The following is a 23,167-nucleotide window of genomic DNA, read 5'->3' as shown; positions in this document are numbered from 1 at the left end:
CCAGTGAAACTTAGGTTAGGCTAACCTAAGATCATCCCGCACGGATCGTCCCCTCGGAGGACCCCCACATGCGCTCGCACCTGCTCAATGGCCTCACCGCGGAGCACTACCGCCGCTCCGTGACCGAAGGAGTCGAGCGGGTGGCGGCCAAACTCGCCACCACCGACCGTCCGTTCACCGGCGTCACCGTGGACGCCCTCGCCCCCTCCATCGACGCGATCGACCTCGACCGGCCGCTGGGCGACACCACCGCCGTCCTGGACGAACTCGAGGACGTGTACCTGCGGGACGCGGTCTACTTCCACCACCCCCGCTACCTCGCCCACCTCAACTGCCCCGTGGTCATCCCGGCGGTGCTCGCCGAGGCCGTGCTGTCCGCCGTCAACTCCTCGCTGGACACCTGGGACCAGTCGGCCGGCGGCACCCTCATCGAGCGCAAGCTCGTCGACTGGACGGCCGCCCGCATCGGCCTCGGCCCGGCCGCCGACGGCGTCTTCACCTCCGGCGGCACCCAGTCCAACCTCCAGGCGCTGCTGCTCGCCCGGGAGGAGGCCAAGAGCGACTCGCTCGCCAAACTGCGGATCTTCGCCTCCGAGGTCAGCCACTTCAGCGTCAAGAAGTCCGCGAAACTGCTCGGGCTCGGACCGGACGCCGTCGTCGCCATCCCGGTCGACCACGACAAGCGCATGCAGACGGTGGCCCTCGCCCGCGAGCTGGAGCGCTGCGCGCGGGACGGCCTGGTCCCCATGGCCGTCGTCGCCACCGCCGGCACCACCGACTTCGGCTCCATCGACCCGCTGCCGGAGATCGCCGGGCTGTGCGCCCAGTACGGCGTGTGGATGCACGTGGACGCCGCCTACGGTTGCGGGCTGCTGGCCTCCCTGAAGTACCGGGACCGCATCGACGGCATCGAGCGCGCCGACTCCGTCACCGTCGACTACCACAAGTCCTTCTTCCAGCCGGTCAGTTCCTCCGCCCTGCTGGTCCGGGACGCGGCCACCCTGCGGCACGCCACTTACCACGCCGAGTACCTCAACCCGCGCCGCGCGGTGCAGGAACGTATCCCCAACCAGGTGGACAAGTCCCTCCAGACCACCCGCCGCTTCGACGCCCTCAAGCTGTGGCTGACCCTGCGCACGATGGGCGCCGACGGCATCGGGCAGCTCTTCGACGAGGTGTGCGACCTCGCGCGCGAGGGCTGGGAGCTGCTGGCGGCCGACCCGCGCTACGACGTCGTGGTCGAACCCTCGCTGTCCACCCTCGTCTTCCGCTACATCCCGGCGGCGGTCACCGACCCGGCCGAGATCGACCGGGCCAACCTCTACGCCCGCAAGGCCCTCTTCGCCTCCGGCGACGCCGTGGTCGCGGGCACCAAGGTGGCCGGCCGCCACTACCTGAAGTTCACCCTGCTCAACCCCGAGACCAAGGCGGACGACATCGCCGCCGTCCTCGATCTGATCGCCGGCCATGCCGAGCAGTACCTGGGAGAGTCCCTTGACCGCGCGTCCTGACAGCCCGACCAAGACCTACGACTTCGTGGGGATCGGGCTCGGCCCCTTCAACCTCGGCCTCGCCTGCCTCACCGAGCCGATCACCGAACTGGACGGCGTCTTCCTGGAGTCCAAGCCCGACTTCGAGTGGCACTCCGGGATGTTCCTGGACGGCGCCCACCTCCAGACCCCGTTCATGTCGGACCTGGTCACCCTGGCCGACCCGACCTCGCCGTACTCCTTCCTGAACTACCTGAAGGAGAAGGGCAGACTGTACTCGTTCTACATCCGGGAGAACTTCTACCCGCTGCGCGTCGAGTACGACGACTACTGCCGCTGGGCCGCCGGCAAGCTGAGCAGCGTCCGCTTCGGCACCACGGTCACCGAGGTGTCCTACGACGACGGGCTGTACGCCGTGCGCACCGCGGCCGGGGACACCTACCGCGCCCGGCACCTGGTGCTGGGCACCGGCACCGTCCCCTTCGTCCCCGAGGCGTGCCGGGACCTCGGCGGAGACTTCCTGCACACCTCCCAGTACATGCACCGCAAGGCGGAGCTGCTGGAGAAGAAGTCCATCACCGTCGTCGGCAGCGGCCAGAGCGCGGCCGAGATCTACTACGAGCTGCTCTCGGAGATCGACGCCCACGGCTACCAGCTCAACTGGGTCACCCGCTCCCCGCGGTTCTTCCCGCTGGAGTACACCAAGCTGACCCTGGAGATGACCTCCCCGGACTACATCGACTACTTCCGGGCGCTGCCCGAGGAGACCCGCTACCGGCTGGAGAAGCAGCAGAAGGGCCTGTTCAAGGGCATCAACTCGGACCTGATCGACTCCATCTTCGACCTGCTGTACCAGAAGAACGTCGTCAGCGGCGACCGCCCGGTGCCCACCCGGCTGCTGACCAACTCCACGCTGCGCACGGCGTCCTACGCGGACGGCTCGTACACCCTCGGCTTCCACCAGGACGAGCAGGGCAAGGACTTCGAGATCCGCACCGAGGGCCTGGTCCTGGCCACCGGCTACCACTACAGCCCGCCGGCCTTCCTCGAACCCGTCCGCGACCGCCTCCGCTTCGACGGCCACGGCCGCTTCGACGTGGCCCGCAACTACGCCGTCGACGTCACCGGCCGCGGGGTCTTCCTGCAGAACGCCGGCGTCCACACCCACAGCATCACCAGCCCCGACCTGGGCATGGGCGCGTACCGGAACGCGTACATCATCCGAGAACTGCTCGGCACCGAGTACTACCCGGTCGAGAAGTCCATCGCCTTCCAGGAGTTCGCAGTATGACCTTCACTTTCCGACCCGTCGACCCGCTGAAGGACGCCCAGGTGCTGCATTCCTGGGTGACGCACCCCAAGGCGGCGTTCTGGATGATGCAGGACGCGCGGCTGGAGGACGTCGAGCGGGCCTATATGGAGATCGCGGCGGACGAGCACCATCACGCGCTGTTCGGGCTGCGCGACGGTGAGCCGGCGTTCCTGATGGAGAAGTACGATCCCGCGCACCGGGAACTGGTGGGGCTGTACGAGGCGCGGCCGGGGGACGTCGGCATGCACTTCCTGACGCCGGCCACGGACACCCCCGAGCACGGGTTCACCCGGGCCGTGATCACCGCCGTGATGGCGCACCTGTTCGAGGACCCGGCGGTGGAGCGGGTCGTGGTCGAGCCGGACGTCCGCAACACGGCCGTGCACGCCCTGAACGCCGCCGTCGGGTTCGTGCCCGAGCGGGAGATAGACAAGCCGGAGAAGCGGGCGCTGCTGAGCTTCTGCACCCGCGAGCAGTTCGAGAAGGCGGTGACCGCATGACCCTCGCCGACGCCGTGGCCCATCTGTCCCCCGAACGGTGGGAGCGGGCCAACCGCCTGCTGGTGCGCAAGGCCCTCGCCGAGTTCGCGCACGAGCGGCTGATCACGCCCGAGGAGGACGGCGGCCACTACGTGGTGCGCAGCGACGACGGGCTGACCGCCTACCGGTTCGCCGCCGTGCGCCGGGCCCTGGACCACTGGCAGGTCGACGCCGACTCGATCACCCGGCACCGCGACGGCGCGGAACTCCCGCTGGCCGCGCTGGACTTCTTCATCGAGCTGAAGGAGTCGCTGGGGCTGAGCGACGAGATCCTGCCGGTGTACCTGGAGGAGATCTCCTCCACCCTGTCGGGCACCTGCTTCAAGCTGACCAAGCCGCGGGTGACCTCGGCCGAGCTGGCGCGCGCCGGGTTCCAGGCGATCGAGACCGGGATGACCGAGGGCCACCCGTGCTTCGTCGCGAACAACGGGCGGCTCGGCTTCGGCGTCCACGAGTACCTGTCGTACGCGCCGGAGACGGCGAGCCCCGTGCGGCTGGTGTGGCTGGCGGCACACCGCTCGCGGGCCGCGTTCACGGCCGGCGTGGGGATCGAGTACGAGTCGTTCCTGCGCGAGGAGCTGGGCGAGGAGACCGTGGCGCGGTTCCGGTCCGTCCTCACCGGCCGGGGCCTGGACCCCGCCGACTACCTGTTCATACCGGTCCACCCCTGGCAGTGGTGGAACAAGCTCAGCGTCACCTTCGCCGCCGAGGTGGCCCGGAACCTGCTGGTGCCGCTCGGCGAGGGCGACGACGAGTACCTGGCCCAGCAGTCGATCCGTACCTTCTTCAACACCAGCGCCCCGCACAAGCACTACGTGAAGACGGCGCTGTCGGTCCTCAACATGGGCTTCATGCGCGGTCTCTCGGCCGCCTACATGGAGGCCACCCCGGCGATCAACGACTGGCTGGCCCGGCTGATCGAGGGCGACCCGGTGCTGAAGGCTAGCGGCCTGTCGATCATCCGGGAGCGGGCGGCCGTCGGCTACCGGCACCTGGAGTACGAGCAGGCCACCGACCGGTACTCGGCGTACCGCAAGATGCTGGCCGCGCTGTGGCGGGAGAGCCCGGTGCCCTCGCTGGAGGAGGGCGAGTCGCTGGCGACGATGGCCTCGCTGCTGCACGTCGACGACGAGGGCGCCTCCTTCGCGGGCGCGCTGATCGAGCGGTCGGGCCTGGCCCCGGTGGAGTGGCTGCGGCGGTATCTGCGGGCGTACTACACCCCGCTGCTGCACAGCTTCTACGCCTACGACCTGGTGTTCATGCCACACGGCGAGAACACGATCCTGGTGCTGCGGGACGGGGCCGTGCGGCGGGCGGTCTACAAGGACATCGCCGAGGAGATCGCCGTCATGGACCCGGACGCGGCGCTGCCGCCGGAGGTGCGGCGCATCCGGGTGGAGGTCCCCGAGGACAAGAAGCTGCTGTCCATCTTCACGGACGTCTTCGACTGCTTCTTCCGCTTCCTCGCCGCCCAGCTGGCCGCCGAGGGCATCCTGGAGGAGGACGGCTTCTGGCGCACGGTCGCCGAGGTCACCCGCGAGTACCAGGAGGCGAATCCGCAGCTGGCCGACCGGTTCCGCCAGTACGACATGTTCGCCCCGGAGTTCTCGCTGTCCTGCCTCAACCGACTCCAGCTGCGCAACAACAAGCAGATGGTGGACCTCGCCGATCCCTCCGGCGCGCTCCAGCTGGTCGGCACGCTGAAGAACCCCATCGCCGGGTTCTGACGGCACCGCGCGGACGGACGGGCACCCCGGAGTACGGTCCTTGGGGGTGCCCGTCCGTCTTCATCGGGTCAGGGTGCCGGCCAGGGCACCTGCGGTGAGTGGTAGTAGCCGATGCCGAGGGCGTCCCAGCGGGGGCCCTGGGCGGCCAGCCGCTCCCGGTAGCCGTCCCAGCCCAGCCGGTCGGCCGGCGACCAGCCCAGCTCGGCCGCCCCGGCGAACCGGGGGAAGGACAGGTACTCGATGTCGGCGGTGGTCGACACCGTCTCCGTCCACAGGGGTGCCTCGACGCCCCGGACGGCCTCGGCGGGCACCCCGGCCAGGTAGGAGCCCGGGTCCCAGTCGTAGGCGCGCCGCACCTCCACCAGGCTCGCCCACTTGGTGCCGATGGGGGTGTCGGCGGTGTACTTCATGTCGAGGTAGATCCGGTCGGCCGGGGACAGGACGATCCCGGTGCCGTTCCGGGCGGCCTGCGCGACCTGTTCCTTCTCGGCGGCGCTCGTGCGGTCCAGGCCCCAGTACTGGGCGAGGGCGCCCGGGGCCGGGCCGGCACCGGCGAGCTGGTGCCAGCCGATGACCGTCTTGCCGTAGCGGGCGACCACCGGCTGCACCCGGTCCATGAAGGCCACGTAGTCGGCGTGGCTGGTGGAGTACGCCTCGTCGCCGCCGATGTGCAGGTAGCGGCCGGGGGTGAGGGCGGCGACCTCGCGGATCACGTCGTCCACGAAGTCGTAGGTGACCTCCTTGGGCACGCACAGCGAGCTGAAGCCGACCCGGGTGCCGGTGTAGGGCGGGGGTGCCACGCCGTCGCAGTTGAGCTCGGCGTAGGAGGACAGGGCCGCGTTGGTGTGGCCCGGCATGTCGATCTCGGGGACGACCTCCAGGTAGCGGGAGGCTGCGTAGCGGACGATCTCCCGGTAGTCGGCCTTGGTGTAGTAGCCGCCCGGGCCACCGCCGACCTGGGTGGCGCCGCCGTAGGTGGCCAGGCGCGGCCAGGAGTCGATGGCGATGCGCCAGCCCTGGTCGTCGCTGAGGTGCAGGTGCAGCTCGTTGACCTTGTAGAGGGCCACCTGGTCGATGTAGCGCTTGACCTGGGCGACGGTGAAGAAGTGCCGGGAGACGTCGAGCATCGCGCCCCGGTAGGCGTAGCGGGGGCGGTCCTCGATGGTGCCGCCGGCGATCTCCCAGGGGCCGTCCTGCACGGTCTTCTTCTCGACGGCCGCCGGGAGGAGCTGGCGCAGGGTCTGGACGCCGTGGAAGAGCCCGGCGGGGGTGCGTGCGGTGAGGGTGACGCCGCCGGTGCCGCTGTGCAGCCGGTAGCCCTCGGCGCCGAAGTCCCCCTTGTGCAGGCGGAGCCGGATGCCGCCGCCACCGTGGTCGGTGAGCGGCAGCGGGTATCCGGTGGACGGGCGCAGGATGCCGGCGAGGTAGGCGCCGACGCGGCGGACCTCGGCGGAGCCGTCGACGCGGATGCGGGTGGCGCGGGTGATGCGGTACGGCGTGCCGCCCGGCTCGGTGGAGACGGGCGCCGGGATTACCTGGTCCAGCGGCGAGGGTGCGGCGGCCTGGACCTCGGGGGCCGCGCCGACGCCGAAGACACCGGCCGCCGCGAGCAGCAGCAGGGTGGCGAGGGTGCGGAACGTCCGGGGAGTCGTGCCGTGGTTCGGTCTCACATGCGCTCCCTTCGGTTAAGGGGAGGTGACCGTCTGACGGGGTCGTCCTCCACTGTGCCGCAGATCGGGTGAAACAATCCCCGTATGGCGGACATCATCCAGAAGGACGGCACCTGGGCCTTCGACGGCGACGCTCTGCGGATCACCCCGGGCCGGGAGAAGAATGTCGGCCTGCTCCGCCGTGAGCTGGGCGAACTCGCCGTGCCGTTGCGCGCGTTGGCCGGGGTCTCGGTGGAGCAGGGCCGGAAGTCGGGGCGGCTCAGGCTGCGGCTGCGCGACGGCTCCGATCCACTGCTCCAGGCCACCGCGGGCCGGCTGGCCGAGCCGCACGACCCCTATCAGCTCGTCGTGGAGCCCGACCGGTACGGCGTGGCCGAGTACGTCGCCAACGAATTGCGCAACGCCCTGCTGCTGGAGGGGGTTTCGCCGGGCCCGGTCGACGAGTACCTGCTGCCGGGGCCGTCGCTGCCGGTGTCCGCCTCGGCCGGGGACGGCACCGCGAGCTTCGACGGGGAGCGGGTGCGGCTGGAGTGGAACTGGAAGACGGAGGAGTCCAAGGCGTCGGCCGGGTCCCGCACGATCCCGCTGGCCGACCTCACCGGTGTGGACTGGCAGCCGGCCGCCGGTCTGGAGAACGGGCACCTGCGGTTCCTGGTGCGCGGCGCCCCGGTGGACGTGCCGCCCAAGTACGACCCGAACGCGGTGGAGTTGTGGGGGTTCCGGAAGGACCCGCTGATGGCCCTGGTCGCGGCGGCGGTGCAGGCGCGGCTGCCGCACCCCTCGGCCGCGCGGGAGGGGGCGGGGCGGATCCCGGCGCAGCGGGCCGGGGAGCGGGAGGCCGGGGAGGACCACGACACGCTGCTGCGGCGGCTGCGGGAGCTGGGCGAGCTGCACCGCGACGGGGTGCTGACGGACGAGGAGTTCGCGCTGGCCAAGCAGGCGGTCCTCAAGCGCCTGTGAGGACCGCCCGCGCCGCGGGGGCTACTTGGCCGTTCGGGACACCGTGAAGTGGTCGATGCGGTCGCCGGTCTCGGCGATACCCGACACCTTCAGGGTGGCCTGGCGGCCCCTGGGCGCGGGGCTGACGTCCACGCGCAGGAAGGAGTAGTCCAGGTAGCGCACCCGGGACCAGCCGACGGTCTCGTGGACCTTGCCGTCCTTGGTGTTGACGAACGAGGCCACGGAGTCGGTCTCGTGCTCGTGGCCCTCGTAGGTGTCGGGGGCGGTGAAGGCGTACAGGCTGCGGCCGGCCGCGCCGGCGGTGACGTAGACCACGCCGTCGGTCTCGGGGTAGGCGGTGCCGCCGATGGGCAGCTTCTTGGCGACCTCGCCCGCCTTGATCACGTCGGTGCGCTCGTACTGGTGGTTGTGGCCGTTGATGACCAGGTCCACGGTGTACTTCTCGAACAGCGGCACCCACTCCTGGCGCACCCCGCCCTCGGAGGCGTGGGCGGTGGAGGTGCAGTAGGCGCAGTGGTGGAAGAAGACGACGATGAAGTCCACGTCCCTGGCGGCGCGGAACTTCTTCAGCTGTCCTTCCAGCCATGTGGTCTGGGTTCCGCCGGAGATGCCCAGGTTCGCCGGGATCTCGTAGGAGATGTCGTTGGCGTCGAGCGAGATGACGGCGGTGTTGCCGTAGACGAAGGAGTAGACGCCGGGGAGGTTCTTCCGGTCCGGGCCGTTGTCCGGCAGGGTCCAGCGGGCGTCCTCGCCGCCGTAGCCGTTGGGCGAGTACCAGGCCTCCATGTCGTGGTTGCCGTACGCCGGCATCCACGGGACCTGCTTGGCGACGGTCTCGGTCTGGGCGAGGAAGGAGTCCCAGGTGCGCGCGTCGAAGCCGGTGTCGGTGGTCTTGCCCGCGCCGGACGGGTCGGCGTAGGCGATGTCGCCGGCGTGCAGGTGGAAGGCGGGGTTCTGGCCGAGCAGGAGGCTGTTGTTGGCCAGGCCGTGGTAGCCGACGCCCTCGTCGCCGAAGGCGGTGAAGGTGAACGGCGCCTTGTGGGCGGGGGCGGTGGTGAAGGTGCCCACGGTGCCCAGCAGGTGCGGCTCGGCCGGGTCGAAGCCCTGGTGGCCGACGCCGTAGTAGTAGGTCCTGCCGGGGCGCAGGCGGGTCAGCCGGGCGTGCAGGTAGTACTGGGTGTGGTCGCCGCTCGCGCCGACCCCGGCCGGGGTGTGCAGGGTGCGGACCTCGGCCTCCATCTTGCGGGAGAGGTCCCAGGGGTGGGCGCCGATCCGGATGAACGGCTTCTTGACGGCGACCGGGACCTGCCAGGAGACGGTGATCTCGGTGCGCGGGTCGTTGCCCCAGGCCAGGTGGCGGCCGAAGGGGGCGACGTGCGCGCCGTCGACCGTGGCGGCGGCGGGGGCGGTGCTCCGGGCCGGCCCGGTGGCCGCCTGGGCAGTGCCGCCCGGCACGAACGCGCCACCGGCGACGGCGCCCAGCGTGACCGCGCCGCCCCGGATCATGGTGCGCCGCGAGAATCTGGCGCGCAGGTACTCGTGCTGTTCGGCCATGCTCATGCGCTCGGCCAGCTTCTCGGGAACGCCCATACGAGGAATGTCCATGGCGTCTGAAACTGGTCGGCTCGGGCAACGAGATGCCGGACTCCGGGTGGACAGGGGGCGAACAGGGCGCCATAAGAGTTTCAACAGCCCTCTGCCCGGAATCGGGCACGATTCTTGCGAAACAGCCGCCGGTACCCCAGGATCTACCGGGTGCACGACGAACTCGTAGATCATCTGACGCGGTCCACGCCCCTGAGCCGGGGCGAGGCGCTGCGCGTGGTCCAGGACGTGCTCGCCTACTTCGACGAGACGACCCAGGAGTACGTCCGTCGCCGCCACCGCGAGCTCCAGGCCCAGGGCCTGCTGAACGCGGAGATCTTCCAGCGGATCGAGGCGGACCTGAAATACCGGGCGGTGGCGCCGCCGGAGCTGACGCTCAGGCAGCTGCGCCGCATGGTCTACGGCTGAGACCGGCCGCAGCCCGGACCCCCTCACCCCGGACCCCTCCGGCCCGGACCAGCGACAGCCAAGGGATACCTCTATATATGTGCGGAATTGTCGGTTATATCGGTAAGCGTGATGTCGCCCCCCTCCTCCTGGAGGGCCTCCAGCGCCTGGAGTACCGCGGCTACGACTCCGCGGGCATCGTCGTCACCTCCCCGAAGGCGCCCGGCCTGAAGATGGTCAAGGCCAAGGGCCGGGTGCGCGACCTGGAGGCCCGGGTCCCGGCGCGCTTCAAGGGCACCACCGGCATCGCCCACACCCGCTGGGCCACCCACGGCGCCCCCTCCGACGTGAACGCCCACCCGCACATGTCGGCCGACCAGAAGGTCGCCGTCGTCCACAACGGCATCATCGACAACGCCGCCGACCTGCGCCGCAAGCTGGAGGCCGACGGCGTCGAGTTCCTCTCCGAGACCGACACCGAGGTCCTCACCCACCTGATCGCCCGCTCGCAGGCCGAGAAGCTGGAGGACAAGGTCCGCCAGGCGGTCCGGCTGGTCGAGGGCACCTACGGCATCGCCGTCCTGCACGCCGACTTCCCGGACCGGATCGTGGTGGCCCGCAACGGCTCCCCGGTCGTCCTCGGCATCGGCGAGAAGGAGATGTTCGTCGCCTCCGACATCGCCGCGCTGGTCACCCACACCCGCCAGATAGTGACCCTCGGCGACGGCGAGATGGCCACCCTCAAGGCCGACGACTTCCGCACCTACACCACCGAGGGCACGCGCACCACCGCCGAGCCCACCACGGTGGAGTGGGAGGCCGAGTCGTACGACATGGGCGGCCACGACACCTACATGCACAAGGAGATCTTCGAGCAGGCCGACGCCGTGGACCGGGTGCTGCGCGGCCGGATCGACGACCGGTTCTCCACCGTGCACCTCGGCGGCCTCAACCTGGACGCCCGCGAGGCCCGGCGGATCCGCCGGGTGAAGATCCTCGGCTGCGGCACCTCCTACCACGCGGGCATGATCGGCGCCCAGATGATCGAGGAGCTGGCCCGCATCCCCGCCGACGCCGAGCCGGCCTCCGAGTTCCGCTACCGCAACGCGGTCGTGGACCCCGACACCCTGTACATCGCCGTCTCCCAGTCCGGCGAGACCTACGACGTCCTGGCCGCCGTGCAGGAGCTGAAGCGCAAGGGCGCGCGGGTCCTCGGCGTGGTCAACGTCGTCGGCTCGGCGATCGCCCGCGAGGCCGACGGCGGCGTCTACGTCCACGCCGGCCCCGAGGTCTGCGTCGTCTCCACCAAGTGCTTCACCAACACCACGGTGGCCTTCGCCCTGCTGGCGCTGCACCTGGGCCGCACCCGCGACCTGTCGGTGCGCGACGGCAAGCGGATCATCGAGGGCCTGCGCAGGCTGCCCGGGCAGATCTCCGAGATCCTGAAGCAGGAGGAGGAGATCAAGCGGCTGGCGGAGAAGTACGCCGACGCCCGCTCGATGCTCTTCATCGGCCGCGTCCGGGGTTACCCGGTGGCCCGCGAGGCCTCCCTGAAGCTCAAGGAGGTCTCCTACATCCACGCCGAGGCCTACCCCGCCTCCGAGCTGAAGCACGGCCCGCTGGCCCTCATAGAGCCGGCCCTGCCCACGGTCGCGATCGTCCCCGATGACGATCTGCTGGAGAAGAACCGCGCGGCCCTGGAGGAGATCAAGGCCCGCGAGGGCAAGATCCTGGCGGTGGCCCACCAGCACCAGGAGAAGGCGGACCAGACCATCGTCGTCCCGAAGAACGAGGACGAGCTGGACCCGATCCTGATGGGCATCCCCCTCCAGCTCCTCGCCTACCACACGGCGAAGGCGCTCGGCCGGGACATCGACAAGCCGAGGAACCTCGCCAAGTCGGTCACCGTCGAGTAGGCGCGACCACAGAACGGACCCCCGCGTGTGCCACCGGTCACGCGGGGGTCCTTCTCATGCCGCTCGACTTCGACCGGTGGCCGTCACCCCCCGGCCCGCGGCACGCCGGGACACCGCCGTCGGCCAGTGCGCGAGCGCCGCCGTCGCCGCGTACCAGGCCACCGCGCCCGAGGCGACGGCCGCCCAGCCGCCGGCCCGGGCGAGCACGGAACTGCCGGCGAAGGCCGCCACGGCCAGCACCAGCATGGACAGGAACAGCAGCCCGTACAGCAGCCGGCCGAGGACGTCCCGGCCGGTGAGGGTCAGGGTGAGGGCGACCAGGGCGAACAGCAGCAGGAAGAGCCCGGCCGCGTTGGCCGGTCCGCGGTCCGACACGGCCCAGGAGAACCACAGGGCGCCGAGCGTGACGTACCCCGCGCCGGAGGCGGCGGCGCCGTCGTGCAGGGCCAGCAGGCCGACGAGGAAGAGGGTGACCCCGCCGACGTAGTGGGCCACGGTCACGGTGTCGGAGGCGCCCACGCCGTGGATGACGCCGGTCGTCCCGAGCCCGAACGCCAGGAGGGTGAGGGCGAGGGCCAGCCGGCCGGCCACGGCGGTGGTCACGTTTCCCGCTGAGACGTCGTGGTCCACGGCGGGCTCCCTTCGTGCGGGTGCGGTGGTGCGGTGCCCGGTATATGCCCTCCACCAGGGCCGGAACACCTGCTACGCGCGAGTAGTCCGCGTGTGCGCAAAGGGAGTTGAGGGGGCGTGGGATGCCCTAGGGGATGACGATCACGGGCCGTCGCGCCCGCTTGGCGAGCCGCCCGGCGACGGAGCCGAAGATCCGGCCGACGATGCCGTGCGTGGAGCCGACCACGATCGCGTCGGCCTCGTACTCCCGCCCGACCTCTTCGAGTTCGTGACAGATGTCCCCGCCCCGCTCGACCAGGATCCACGGCACCTCGGCCAGATAGTCCGCGCAGGCCAGTTCGAGCCCGAGGACCTCGGTGCGGTGGTCCGGCACGTCGACGAAGACGGGCGGTTCGCAGCCGGCCCACACGGTGGTGGGCAACCGGTTGGCGACGTGGACGATGATCAGGCCCGAGCGGGAACGGTGGGCCATGCCGATCGCGTAGGCGAGGGCGCGCTCACTGGAGGTGGAGCCGTCGAAGCCGACGACGACTCCGTGCCGGAAGGCGGGATCGCAGGAAGGACGTGACTCTTCCGCCGCCAGGGGATCGGCCGCCGTAGGGTCGGCGACCGGCCGCTTGCGGTCCGCGGGTTCGAAGAATTCGTGACCGGCCATGGCTGTCTCGGCGTTGTGATCCTTTATGGGAAGGGACGACAGTGTGCGGCGGAGCTGTGTCCGGGAAACGTCTTCCCAAGCCCATACCCCCAAGGGTACGGCGGCACTCCTCCCGAGCCCAGACCCCGCGCACGCTCCGTAAGCGGTTCCCCCCGGCATCCGCAGGGGTTCACCGGAGCATGCACGAGCCGCGCCCGTAACGCAATGGTTGCTGCCTCGTACAGGCGGTTTGCACACCGTTCACAGATGTACGGTCGGTGACCGGCCGGTCGAACGCGCGTTGAACCGGGGGTGATCCACCGCCACAGGGAGTACGAGATGCCCGGTCCCCGCTCCAGCGGCGACCCCCGCCCCGCGCCGGACGCCGTCGGCGAGGTGATCCGGTGGGCGGCCTTCAGCTGCGTACTCGTACCGGTCGTCCTGCTCTGGAACGGCACCTCGCCGGCCGGAGCCGCCGGCACCGCACCGGGTCTCACCGCCGTCACGGCCGCCTGCGGACTGCTGTTGCGCCGGTCGGAGCGGTGTGCCGCGCGTTGCGCCGCGCAAAGAGGCGGACGTCACACCCGGAGCCAGACACCGGTCGACTGACCTGTTTTCGCGCCTCCGAGCGCTGCTTTTCAGCCAACTTCTGGATATCGGCCAAGAGGGCTCCGACCCGCCCTCCAATCGCCGTTCCACCTGCAAGGAAAGGGTCCGCGAGCCGTCGCGCACCCTACGCGGATTGGCCACGACGACAAGGCGCACTTCCCTGCACGCCTCGTGAGTGCAACGCTTCGTGATCGAATGCTTCACGCCAAGTTGTCATGTCGACAATGTCCGGCGTGTCGAACCGGCCACCGCATGATCGCGGGAGCCAGTAAATTCGATCTTGACTGTCTTTACGGCGGGGGACTCGTGCAGGACCGAGGGGAAACGTGCAGGAGCGACACAACCGAGGAGCCGCGACCACCGAGGGGGGCTTAGCAGTATGAGCCACGACTCCACTGCCGCGCAGGATGCCGCAGCCCGGAAACTGTCCGGGCGACGCCGTAAGGAAATCGTCGCGGTGCTGCTGTTCAGCGGCGGCCCCATCTTCGAGAGTTCCATTCCGCTTTCGGTGTTCGGCATCGACCGCCAGGACGCCGGCGTGCCGCGCTACCGGCTGCTGGTGTGCGCGGGCGAGGAAGGCCCGCTGCGCACCACGGGGGGCCTGGAACTCACCGCACCGCATGGGCTGGAGGCGATCTCCCGCGCCGGGACGGTCGTCGTGCCGGCCTGGCGGTCGATCACCTCGCCGCCGCCGGAGGAGGCGCTCGACGCGCTGCGCCGGGCGCACGAGGAGGGTGCCCGCATCGTCGGGCTGTGCACCGGTGCCTTCGTGCTCGCGGCGGCCGGCCTGCTGGACGGCCGCCCGGCGACCACCCACTGGATGTACGCGCCGACGCTGGCCAAGCGCTATCCGTCGGTGCACGTCGACCCGCGGGAGCTGTTCGTCGACGACGGCGATGTGCTGACGTCGGCGGGCACCGCGGCCGGGATCGACCTCTGCCTCCACATCGTGCGGACGGACCACGGCAACGAGGCGGCCGGCGCGCTCGCCCGGCGCCTGGTCGTCCCGCCGCGCCGGTCGGGAGGTCAGGAGCGCTACCTCGACCGGTCTTTACCCGAGGAGATCGGCGCCGACCCGCTCGCCGAGGTCGTCGCCTGGGCGCTGGAACACCTCCACGAGCAGTTCGACGTGGAGACACTGGCGGCACGCGCCTATATGAGCCGCCGCACGTTCGACCGCCGGTTCCGCTCGCTCACCGGGAGCGCGCCGCTGCAGTGGCTGATCACGCAGCGGGTGCTCCAGGCGCAGCGGCTGCTGGAGACGTCGGACTACTCGGTGGACGAGGTGGCGGGCCGCTGCGGCTTCCGCTCCCCGGTGGCCCTGCGCGGCCACTTCCGCCGCCAGCTCGGCTCCTCCCCCGCCGCCTACCGGGCCGCCTACCGGGCCCGCAGGCCGCAGGGCGAGAAGCCGGGCGAGCCGGAGCCGGCGGTGCCGGTGACCGGCCCGCAGGGCGCCCCGGCGGGGCTGCCCGGGCCGGGACCGGTGAGCGGCCCCGCCCCCGCGCTGCTCCACGAGCACCGCGAAGGCGGAGTGCCGCTCCAGGCGCGCCGCGCCCCGGCCGGCGCGGTGGGCCTGCTCCCGGGCCCGCGCAGCGGTAACTGAGCACGAAGAGGGGGGCGGGCGTGTCCCGCCCCCCTTCGCTGTCGCGGCACAGGGGCACGTAAAAAGCTCAGGTGCGCTTTAGGGTGGTCGCATGAACGATCGCATGGTGTGGATCGACTGCGAGATGACCGGCCTCTCGCTGTCCGACGACGCGCTCATCGAGGTGGCCGCCCTCGTCACCGACTCCGAGCTGAACGTACTCGGCGAGGGGGTGGACATCGTCATCCGTCCGCCGGCCCGCGCGCTGGAGACGATGCCGGAGGTGGTGCGTCAGATGCACACCGCGTCCGGGCTGCTCGCCGAGCTGGAGCGGGGCACGACCCTGGAGGACGCCGAGGAGCAGGTGCTGGCGTATGTGCGCGAGCACGTGAAGGAGCCCGGCAAGGCCCCGCTGTGCGGGAACTCCGTGGGCACCGACCGCGGCTTCCTGCTGCGGGACATGCCGACCCTGGAGGACTACCTCCACTACCGGATCGTCGACGTCTCCTCGGTCAAGGAGCTGGCCCGCCGCTGGTACCCGCGGGCGTACTTCAACAGCCCGGAGAAGAACGGCAACCACCGGGCCCTCGCCGACATCCGCGAGTCGATCGCCGAGCTGCGCTACTACCGCGAGGCCATCTTCGTGCCCCAGCCCGGCCCGGACTCCGACACCGCCAGGCAGATCGCCGCCCGGCACGTCGTACCCGCGCCGTAGCCGCGCCATGGCCGCCCGCGCGAAAACGTGTGCGCGAGCACCCCTGAAGACCCTGTAGACTTCTTCTCGGCCGGTCGGGGAAACGACAAGTTCCACCGCCGGTCGTGGTGGGTGTAGCTCAGCTGGTAGAGCACCTGGTTGTGGTCCAGGATGTCGCGGGTTCGAGTCCCGTCACTCACCCTGAGTGATCAGCCGGTGACTCCGTCGCAAGACGGAGTCACCGGCTGATTCGTTTTTCCACCCACGCTTTCCACCCACGTTTTCCCCCGCGCTCCCCCACCGGCCGGGACTCCTGCGGACCCGGCCGGTGGGCCGCGTCACGACGACGCCCGCACCACCAGCTGCACCGGCAGCACCGCCCGGCGGGGGGCCGCCTCCCGCGCCGGACCCGGGCCCCGGCCGGCGATCTCCGTGAGGAGCAGGTCGATCATCGCGCGGCCCATCTCCTCGATGGGCTGCCGGACGCTGGTGAGCGGCGGGTCCATGTGGCGGGCGATGGCCGAGTCGTCGTAGCCGACCAGCGCCACGTCCTCCGGGATGCGCCGGCCCGCCTCGCGCAGCACCTGGCGGGCGCCCGCCGCCATCACGTCCGAGCCCGCGAAGACCGCGTCCAGGCCGGGCCGGCGGGACAGCAGGGTGGTCATCGCGCGCCGGCCGCCCTCCTCGGTGAAGTCCCCCGGTTCGATGAGGAGTTCGTCCGCCGGGCGGCCCGCGTCGGCGAGGGCGTCGCGGTAGCCGTCGGCGCGGCGCTGGGCGCCGTAGACGTCCAGCGCGCCGGTGATGTGCGCGATCCGGCGGCGGCCCCGGGACAGCAGGTGTTCCACGGCCGCGCGGGCACCGGCGTAGTTGTCGGAGTCCACCGAGGTAAGCGCCTCGGCCGCCGAGCGCGGGCCGCTGATCACGGCCGGGATCTCCAGCTCGGCCAGCAGATCGGGCAGCGGGTCGTCGGCGTGCACGGAGACCAGCAGCACGCCGTCCACCCGGTGGGCCGCCAGGTACTGGGCCAGCCGCTGCCGCTCCCGGTCGCTGCCCGCGAAGGTCAGCAGCAACTGCATCTCGGTGTCGGCCAGCCCCGCGCCGACCCCGCGCAGCATGTCGGAGAAGTAGGGCTCGGCGAAGAACCGGGTCTCCGGCTCGGGGACGACCAGCGCGATGGCGTCGGTGCGGTTGGCCGCGAGGGCGCGGGCGGCGGTGTTGGGGACGTAGCCCAGCTCGGCGACGGCCGCCTCGACGGCGGCGCGGGTGGCGTCGCTGACCCGGGGCGAGCCGTTGATCACCCGGGAGACCGTGCCCCGCCCGACCCCGGCCCGGGCGGCGACCTCCTCCAGGGTCGGCCGCCGGCCGCCCCGGCCCCTCACACCGCTGCCTGCCATGGTCGCCGCCTTCCGTTCACCGCCGTCAGGCCAGGAATGTAACAGCGTGACGGCGGCGCCTTCGATTCCGCGGGCGGGGACGGGCCGTCAGGCGGGCAGGGCGTTGTTCCGGATCACCTCGGCGTACCAGCGGGCGCTGGCCTTGGGGATGCGGCGCTGGGTGGGGTAGTCGACGTAGACGGCGCCGAACCGCTTCGAATAGCCGTAGGACCACTCGAAGTTGTCCAGCAGGGACCACAGGAAGTAGCCCCGCACATCGGCGCCGTCGGCGATGGCCCGGCGGACGGCGTCCAGGTGGGAGCGGAGGTAGGCGATCCGCTGCGGGTCCTCGACCCGTCCCTCCGGGGAGACGTAGTCGTCGAAGGCGGCGCCGTTCTCGGTGACCATCAGCGGCAGCCCGGGGTGCCGGGCCGACATCTCGGTCAGCAGGGTGTGCAGTCCGCTCGCGTCGATGGCCCAGTTCATGGCGGTCAGGTCGTCGTTGGCGAGGTGGAAGGCGACCTGCTCGGAGCCGGTCCACGGGGAGTGGTCGCTCGCGCCGTGGCCGTCGTTGCGCGTGCTGGCGGCCCCGTCGGCGGGCAGCGAGACCACGGTCGGCGCGTAGTAGTTGACGCCGAGCACGTCGAGCGGGCGGGAGATCTCCGCGAGGTCCCCGGCGCGCACCAGCTCGTCCCAGTCGACCAGGTGCGCGGTGTCGCGCAGCAGGTCCTCGGGGTAGGCGCCGTCCAGCAGGGGGCCGGTGAAGATCCGGTTGCCGACGGCGTCGATGCGGCGGGCGGCCTCGGCGTCCTCGGGGCTGCCGGTGAGCGGGCGCACCTGGTGCAGGTTCAGGGTGATGGAGACCTGCGCCGAGGAGGGCAGGTTGGTGCGTAGGGCGCCGACGGCCTCGCCGTGGGCCAGGTTCAGGTGGTGGGCGGCGCGCAGGGTGGCGGCCGGGTCGGTCCGGCCCGGGGCGTGCACGCCGGAGCCGTAGCCGAGGAACGCCGAGCACCAGGGCTCGTTGAGGGTGGTCCACATCCCGACCCGGTCGCCCAGGGCGCGAGCGGCGAGGGCGGCGTAGTCGGCGAACCGGTGGGCGGTGTCGCGGTGCGGCCAGCCGCCCGCGTCCTCCAGCTCCTGCGGCAGGTCCCAGTGGTAGAGGGTGGCGACCGGGGTGATGCCCGCCTCCAGGAGGGCGTCGGTCAGCCGGCGGTAGAAGTCCAGGCCGCGCTCGACGGCGGGGCCCCGGCCGGTGGGCTGGACCCGGGGCCAGGAGATGGAGAACCGGTAGGCCTTGAGGCCGAGGTCCTTCATCAGGGCCACGTCGTCGCGGTACCGGTGGTAGTGGTCGGCGGCGATGTCCCCGGTGTCGCCGTTGCGGACCTTGCCGGGGGTGTGGCTGAAGGTGTCCCAGATGGAGGGGGTGCGGCCGTCCTCGGTGGCGGCGCCCTCCACCTGGTAGGCGGCGGTGGCGGCGCCCCAGACGAAGCCGGTCGGGAAGGAGGTGTCCAAGGCCGGCTGGGCGGTGGTCTCGGGTCGTACGGCGGTCATGGTGAAAGCGCTCCCAAAGCGAAGAGGGATGGATGTCGGTCGGCCCGGCCGTGCGGGAGCCGGTCGCGGGCGGGGCGGGGCGGGACGGTCCCGGGCCCCGGCCGCGGTGCGCGACGGGCGTCGCGGCCGGTGGGCGGTGGAGAGGGACGGGGCCGTGCCCGTCCGGCACCCGGTGCGGGGCCGAGGGCGCGGTCGCGGCCGGGCGGCGGGCGCCGCGTCGGGTACGGCCCCGGCGGGGCCGGGTGGTGTCCGGTCCGGTACGGCCCGCTGCGGGGCGGATGAGGAGGCGGGCGGTACCGGACCGGGCACGAGGGGTGGGCCGGCGCGTGCGGCGCGCCGGCGGTGGGACACGGACCGGCCCGCGGTGGGCCGGTCCGGCGGGGCGGGCCCCGCGGCCGGGGTTCAGCCCTTGACCGCGCCCGCCATGATCCCCCCGACGATCTGCTTGCCGAAGATCACGAAGACCAGCAGCAGCGGCAGGGTGCTGATCAGCGCGCCGGCCATGACGATGCTCTGGTCGGGCGTGTAGGAGGCGCTGAGCTGGCCGAGCGCCACCTGGATGGTGGGGTCCTGCTGGGTCAGCGCGAGGAAGGGCCAGAAGAAGTCGTTCCAGGCCTGGACGAAGGTGAGCATGCCCAGCACCATCATCGCGGGCCGGGCCACGGGCAGCACCACGCTCCACACGATGCGGATGTTGCTCGCCCCGTCCACCTTGGCCGCCTCGATCAGCTCGTACGGCAGTGCCTCGACGAGGTACTGGCGCATGAAGAAGACGCCGAACGCGCCGACCAGGGTCGGGAAGATCACCGACTCCAGCTTTCCGCCCCACCCGATGTCCGACATCATCATGAACAGCGGGACGACGCTGAGCTGGGGCGGGATGGTCAGGGTGGCGATGACCGCGGTCATCAGCACGTTCCGGCCGCGGAAGCGCATCTTGGCGAAGGCGTACCCGGCGAGGGTGCAGAAGAACAGGGTGGCGATGGTGATGCTGCCGGCCACGATCACGCTGTTGACGATGGCCTTGCCCAGGTGCGCCTGGTCCCAGGCCGCCTGGAGGTTGCTCGCCAGCCTGCCGCCCGGCACCAGCGGCGGCGGGCTGTCCAGGACCCGCTGCTGGTCGTGCGAGGCGGCCACCAGCGTCCAGTACAGCGGGAAGATCGAGCCGAGCCCGACGACGATCAGGGCGGCGTAGGTGAACGGGCCGCCCCGCAACTGCTGGCCGGCGCCCAGCCGGAGCCGGCCCGGGGTCTTGCCGGAGGCGGTGTAGGTCGGTGCCTGGACGAGGTCCGGCGCCGAGGTCTTGGTGGGACTGGTGGTGGTCATCGATGTCGCTCCCGTCAGGCCGCGTTCTTGCGCGCGAACCGGCCGACGATCCAGTTGATCAGGGCGATCAGCAGCAGCAGGACGAGCATGGCCCAGGCCACGGCCGCCGCCGGTCCCAGATGACCCAGCTTCCAGCCGTAGTTGAACAGGTAGATGCTGAGCGTCTCGTACTGGTGCTCGCTGCCGCCGATCGAGCCGAGGGTGCCGCCCTGGAGCAGCAGCGGCTCACCGAACAACTGCATCGAGCCGATGGTCGAGATGACGATGGTGAACAGGATCGTCGGCCGCAGCGAGGGGATCGTCACCTTGCGGAACTGCTGCCAGCGCGTGGCCCCGTCGATGGCGGCGGCCTCGTACAGATCGGTGGGGACCGCCTGCATCGCGGCCAGGTAGATGAGGGCGTTGTAGCCGGTCCACCGCCAGATCACGATGACCGAGATGGCGATCTTGGAGGTCCAGGTGCCCTCGCCCCAGTCGATGTCGCCGACGCCGAAGAAGTGCAGCACCCAGTTGAGGATGCCGCCGTCGGCGCGGAAGACCAGCGCGAAGACCAGCGCGGCCGTGGCGACCGAGGTGGCGTACGGGGTGAGGATGACGGTCCGCCAGAAGGTGCTGGCGCGCAGCTTGTAGTTGAGCAGGTGGGCGAGGCCCAGGGCCACCAGCAGCTGCGGCACGGTGGAGATGACACCGATGACGAAGGTGTTGAAGACGGCCGTCCAGAACTCGCCGTCCTGGAGGATCCTGGAGAAGTTGTCGAAGCCCACCCACTCGGACTGGTCGAGGCTCGTCATCTCCACCCGGTGCAGGGCGATCCAGCCGGTGTAGAGGAGCGGATAGAGCCCGAAGGCGCCGAAGATCAGGAAGAAGGGGGCGATGTAGGCGTACGGCGACGCCTTGTCGTCGAAGCGCCACAGCCGGCTGCGCCATGTGCCGCGTCCGTTCGACGCGGCACCGGAGCCGCCGGACGGCGGGGTGTAGGCACCCCGGGCGGGGGTTGTCGTTGCCACGGAGGGAGTCCTTCCCTGAAGGTTTCGGCCGGTGGGGCGTACGGCGCGGTCCGGTCCGGAACCGGTCCGCCGCTCCCCGCGCGGATCGGTACGGTGGCTGACGACCCGTGCCGCGGCCTGACGTGCGTATAAAGCGGAACCCGGCCGTCGGCCGCCGGTCCCCGCCGGTGACGCCGCGGCGGCGCCCTGCCCGGGCACCGCTCCGCGTCGTCGGGCACTCACCCGCCCGGGCCCGGCTCCTGTCGCCGGGCTCCCGCCGCCGGCCCGGGGCACGGGCCTGGCGGGAGTTCGGCGACGGCGTCCGGCTCCCCGGGCCGCGCGCCGGTCTGCGCTGTCCGGCGGCGGGGGCGGGGTGCCCGTACGGGCGGGGTGCGGGCGGCTCGGGGGCCGCCCGCACCCGGGCCGGTCAGCCGAGCGCCTTGTCCAGCGTCTCGGTCGCGGCCTCCCAGGCGTCGTCGGGGGCGGTGCCCCGCTTCTCCATGTTGTTGATCTGGTTGGAGATGGTGTCCTTGATGACGCCGTCCTTCGGGCCGAGCACCGCCTCGGGGATGGACTTGGCCTCCTCGGCGAAGATCTGGCCGATGGGGGCGTCGCTGAAGTACGGGAGCTTGGCGTTCTTCACGTCAGGCAGCTCGTAGGCCCTCTGGTTGGACGGGAAGATACCGGCGGCCTTGAACACCGCGGCCTGCTGCTCGGGCGCGGTCAGCCACTTGACCAGCTCCTGGGCCTCCTTGACGTGCTCGCCGCTCTTGGGAACGGTCAGGAAGGAGCCGCCCCAGTTGGCCGCCGTGGAGCCGGGTGCGCGGGTGATGTCCCACTTGCCCTTGTAGGCGTCGCCGGAGTTGGTGGAGATCTGGGCGGCCATCCAGGCGGGGCAGGCGACGGTGGCCACGCTGCCCTTGCGCAGCGCCGCGGTCCAGGCGTCGGTGAACTGCGGCAGGCCCTGGGTGAGCTTCTTCTCGGCGGCCTCCGCGGCCAGGTTCCAGCCCTGCTTGACGGACGGGCTGTCCTTGTAGATCGCCTCGCCTTCGGCGTTGTAGTACTGCTGGGACGACGAGGAGACGACCGCGTTGTACATCGCGGAGGCGGAGTCCATGAAGTAGGTGCCGGAGGGCGCCTTCTTCTGGTACTGCTCGCCGAGCTTGAGGTAGTCCTCCCAGCCGCCGGCGACGGCCTTGGTGACGGCCTCGCGGTCGGTGGGCAGGCCCGCCTTCTCGAAGAGGTCCTTGCGGTAGCACAGGGACATCGGGCCGATGTCGGTACCGGCGCCGATCACCGTGCCGTCCTTGGCGGTGGCCTGCTTCGCCTTCCAGGACACCCAGTCGCCGACGTTGATGGTCTTGCTCAGGTCGGTGAACTTGTCCGCCTGGGTGTCCACGACCTCCTTGACGCGCGCGACCTCGATACCGACGACGTCCGCCAGGCCGCTGCCCGTGTTCAGCTGCTGAAGGAGCTTCGGGTAGTAGTCCTGCTCGTTGGCGGTCGTCTCTTCCTTGACCGTGATGTTCGGGTGCAGCTCGTGGTACTTGGCGAACAGGTTGGCTTCCTTGTAGCCGAACTGCCCGTAGTCGGCCACCGTGAGGGTGATGTTGCCGCCTGCGTCCGTGCTGCCCGACTCGCCGTCGTCACTGCTGCAACCGGTCAGCAGCAGGGCGGAGGCGGTCAGGGCCGTCGTGGCCACGATCGCCGCTCTGCGGCCGTGGCCACCGCCGGTACGGGTGATGCGCATTCCACTACTCCTTGTTCCAGTGGGGAACGGGACCTCAGGATTCGGACCGCCGGGCCGGGCGGTCCGGACCTGCCCTCTCGGATCGAGCAGCGGCTAGCCAACAGCACACGGTGTGCGGTGGAAACGTGCTGGTCAACGGTGTGCCATGCAAGGTAGAGGGGAAGGCCATGGGTGGTTTCGGCCACACGGAAGAGACCCCGGTCACCCCGTGGGACCGCTCCCACGCGGCATGCCGGAAGACTCGTCCGTGCCGGGGCCGGGTGTCAAGACTTGAAGACGGCGTTGTTGCGCAAGCGTGTTCCGTACGTCACGGGAACGTGTCGCCCCGCTCACCCCGGTACGGCATCGTCCGCCCGGCATCCGCCCAGGTCACCGGCGGTTCTGTCGATCTACGCGGCCATCTGACCGCCGCCCGGGGGCGGTTGA

19 protein-coding genes and 1 tRNA gene are annotated in these 23,167 nt (G+C 71.1%); 11 read left to right on the top strand and 9 right to left on the bottom strand.

The window, feature by feature from the left end; genetic code table 11:
• Window positions 1-68: 68 nt before the first annotated feature.
• Genes desA through ACSURM_RS23315 form a run of 4 tightly spaced genes read left to right on the top strand, consistent with a single transcriptional unit; the run spans window position 69 to window position 5,068 of the window.
• Complete coding sequence (desA, locus tag ACSURM_RS23330; protein WP_436957639.1) at window positions 69-1,511, top strand: lysine decarboxylase DesA; 1,443 nt, start codon at window positions 69-71, stop codon at window positions 1,509-1,511.
• Complete coding sequence (locus tag ACSURM_RS23325) at window positions 1,495-2,781, top strand: lysine N(6)-hydroxylase/L-ornithine N(5)-oxygenase family protein (RefSeq protein WP_436957637.1); 1,287 nt, start codon at window positions 1,495-1,497, stop codon at window positions 2,779-2,781. The genes desA and ACSURM_RS23325 overlap by 17 nt, the downstream gene beginning before the upstream one ends.
• Window positions 2,778-3,302, top strand: coding sequence for a GNAT family N-acetyltransferase (locus ACSURM_RS23320; RefSeq protein ID WP_436957636.1), 525 nt, complete (start codon window positions 2,778-2,780; stop codon window positions 3,300-3,302). The genes ACSURM_RS23325 and ACSURM_RS23320 overlap by 4 nt, the downstream gene beginning before the upstream one ends.
• Window positions 3,299-5,068, top strand: coding sequence for an IucA/IucC family protein (locus tag ACSURM_RS23315; RefSeq protein WP_436957635.1), 1,770 nt, complete (start codon window positions 3,299-3,301; stop codon window positions 5,066-5,068). Before ACSURM_RS23320 ends, ACSURM_RS23315 begins: the two co-directional genes overlap by 4 nt.
• 68 nt (window positions 5,069-5,136) lie before the next feature.
• Here ACSURM_RS23315 and ACSURM_RS23310 read toward each other — a convergent pair whose 3' ends face one another.
• Window positions 5,137-6,738 carry a beta-N-acetylhexosaminidase gene (locus tag ACSURM_RS23310; RefSeq protein WP_436957633.1) on the bottom strand — a complete coding sequence of 534 codons (1,602 nt, stop codon included), beginning with the start codon at window positions 6,736-6,738 and terminating at the stop codon, window positions 5,137-5,139.
• Window positions 6,739-6,822: 84 nt separating this feature from the next.
• On the opposite strand from ACSURM_RS23310, the gene ACSURM_RS23305 reads away from it, so the two are divergent.
• Window positions 6,823-7,698 (top strand): DUF4429 domain-containing protein, encoded by an 876-nt coding sequence (locus ACSURM_RS23305; protein WP_436957631.1) that lies wholly within the window; start codon window positions 6,823-6,825, stop codon window positions 7,696-7,698.
• Between the two features lie 21 nt (window positions 7,699-7,719).
• Here ACSURM_RS23305 and ACSURM_RS23300 read toward each other — a convergent pair whose 3' ends face one another.
• A complete protein-coding gene (locus ACSURM_RS23300; protein WP_436957630.1) occupies window positions 7,720-9,288 on the bottom strand; it encodes a fibronectin type III domain-containing protein in 1,569 nt (522 codons plus the stop codon).
• 165 nt (window positions 9,289-9,453) lie between these two features.
• Between ACSURM_RS23300 and ACSURM_RS23295 the strand changes: the two genes are divergently transcribed.
• Both ACSURM_RS23295 and glmS read left to right on the top strand, forming a co-directional pair.
• A complete protein-coding gene (locus ACSURM_RS23295; RefSeq protein ID WP_359044690.1) occupies window positions 9,454-9,711 on the top strand; it encodes a hypothetical protein in 258 nt (85 codons plus the stop codon).
• Window positions 9,712-9,788: 77 nt separating this feature from the next.
• Window positions 9,789-11,606: a glutamine--fructose-6-phosphate transaminase (isomerizing) gene (gene glmS, locus ACSURM_RS23290; protein ID WP_436957628.1), complete on the top strand. Its 1,818-nt coding sequence runs from the start codon at window positions 9,789-9,791 to the stop codon at window positions 11,604-11,606.
• A gap of 54 nt (window positions 11,607-11,660) precedes the next feature.
• Here glmS and ACSURM_RS23285 read toward each other — a convergent pair whose 3' ends face one another.
• The gene (locus tag ACSURM_RS23285; RefSeq protein ID WP_436957626.1) at window positions 11,661-12,236 is read right to left on the bottom strand and encodes a hypothetical protein; all 576 of its coding nucleotides are present in this window, start codon (window positions 12,234-12,236) and stop codon (window positions 11,661-11,663) included.
• A 127-nt stretch (window positions 12,237-12,363) separates the two neighbouring features.
• Window positions 12,364-12,891 carry a universal stress protein gene (locus tag ACSURM_RS23280; protein WP_030618650.1) on the bottom strand — a complete coding sequence of 176 codons (528 nt, stop codon included), beginning with the start codon at window positions 12,889-12,891 and terminating at the stop codon, window positions 12,364-12,366.
• A gap of 318 nt (window positions 12,892-13,209) precedes the next feature.
• Between ACSURM_RS23280 and ACSURM_RS23275 the strand changes: the two genes are divergently transcribed.
• The 4 genes from ACSURM_RS23275 (at window position 13,210) to ACSURM_RS23260 (ending at window position 15,956) form a co-directional block, all read left to right on the top strand.
• Window positions 13,210-13,479, top strand: a complete 270-nt coding sequence (locus ACSURM_RS23275; RefSeq protein WP_436957624.1) for a hypothetical protein — start codon at window positions 13,210-13,212, stop codon at window positions 13,477-13,479.
• A 379-nt stretch (window positions 13,480-13,858) separates the two neighbouring features.
• Window positions 13,859-15,082 carry a GlxA family transcriptional regulator gene (locus tag ACSURM_RS23270; protein WP_359044680.1) on the top strand — a complete coding sequence of 408 codons (1,224 nt, stop codon included), beginning with the start codon at window positions 13,859-13,861 and terminating at the stop codon, window positions 15,080-15,082.
• A 91-nt stretch (window positions 15,083-15,173) separates the two neighbouring features.
• On the top strand, window positions 15,174-15,776 hold the full coding sequence (orn, locus tag ACSURM_RS23265) for an oligoribonuclease (protein ID WP_359044678.1): 603 nt from the start codon (window positions 15,174-15,176) through the stop codon (window positions 15,774-15,776).
• A gap of 107 nt (window positions 15,777-15,883) precedes the next feature.
• Window positions 15,884-15,956 (top strand) — tRNA-His (locus ACSURM_RS23260).
• 137 nt (window positions 15,957-16,093) lie between these two features.
• On the opposite strand, the gene ACSURM_RS23255 is transcribed toward ACSURM_RS23260, so the two are convergent.
• The 5 genes from ACSURM_RS23255 to ACSURM_RS23235 form a co-directional block, all read right to left on the bottom strand.
• Window positions 16,094-17,149 carry a LacI family DNA-binding transcriptional regulator gene (locus tag ACSURM_RS23255; protein ID WP_436957623.1) on the bottom strand — a complete coding sequence of 352 codons (1,056 nt, stop codon included), beginning with the start codon at window positions 17,147-17,149 and terminating at the stop codon, window positions 16,094-16,096.
• A gap of 87 nt (window positions 17,150-17,236) precedes the next feature.
• Entirely contained in the window at window positions 17,237-18,679 is a 1,443-nt protein-coding gene (locus ACSURM_RS23250; RefSeq protein ID WP_359044674.1) for a GH1 family beta-glucosidase, read from the bottom strand.
• Window positions 18,680-19,081: 402 nt separating this feature from the next.
• Window positions 19,082-20,005, bottom strand: a complete 924-nt coding sequence (locus tag ACSURM_RS23245; RefSeq protein ID WP_436957622.1) for a carbohydrate ABC transporter permease — start codon at window positions 20,003-20,005, stop codon at window positions 19,082-19,084.
• A gap of 14 nt (window positions 20,006-20,019) precedes the next feature.
• Window positions 20,020-21,012, bottom strand: coding sequence for a carbohydrate ABC transporter permease (locus ACSURM_RS23240; RefSeq protein WP_436957620.1), 993 nt, complete (start codon window positions 21,010-21,012; stop codon window positions 20,020-20,022).
• A 406-nt stretch (window positions 21,013-21,418) separates the two neighbouring features.
• A complete protein-coding gene (locus ACSURM_RS23235) occupies window positions 21,419-22,741 on the bottom strand; it encodes an ABC transporter substrate-binding protein (protein ID WP_436957618.1) in 1,323 nt (440 codons plus the stop codon).
• Window positions 22,742-23,167: the final 426 nt, after the last annotated feature.

The organism is Streptomyces sp. SudanB182_2057, from assembly GCF_964272715.1.
Classification (GTDB): domain Bacteria; phylum Actinomycetota; class Actinomycetes; order Streptomycetales; family Streptomycetaceae; genus Streptomyces; species Streptomyces rubradiris.
The sequence above is the reverse complement of the archived record's forward strand: the minus strand, read 5'-3'. Positions and strand labels throughout refer to the sequence as shown.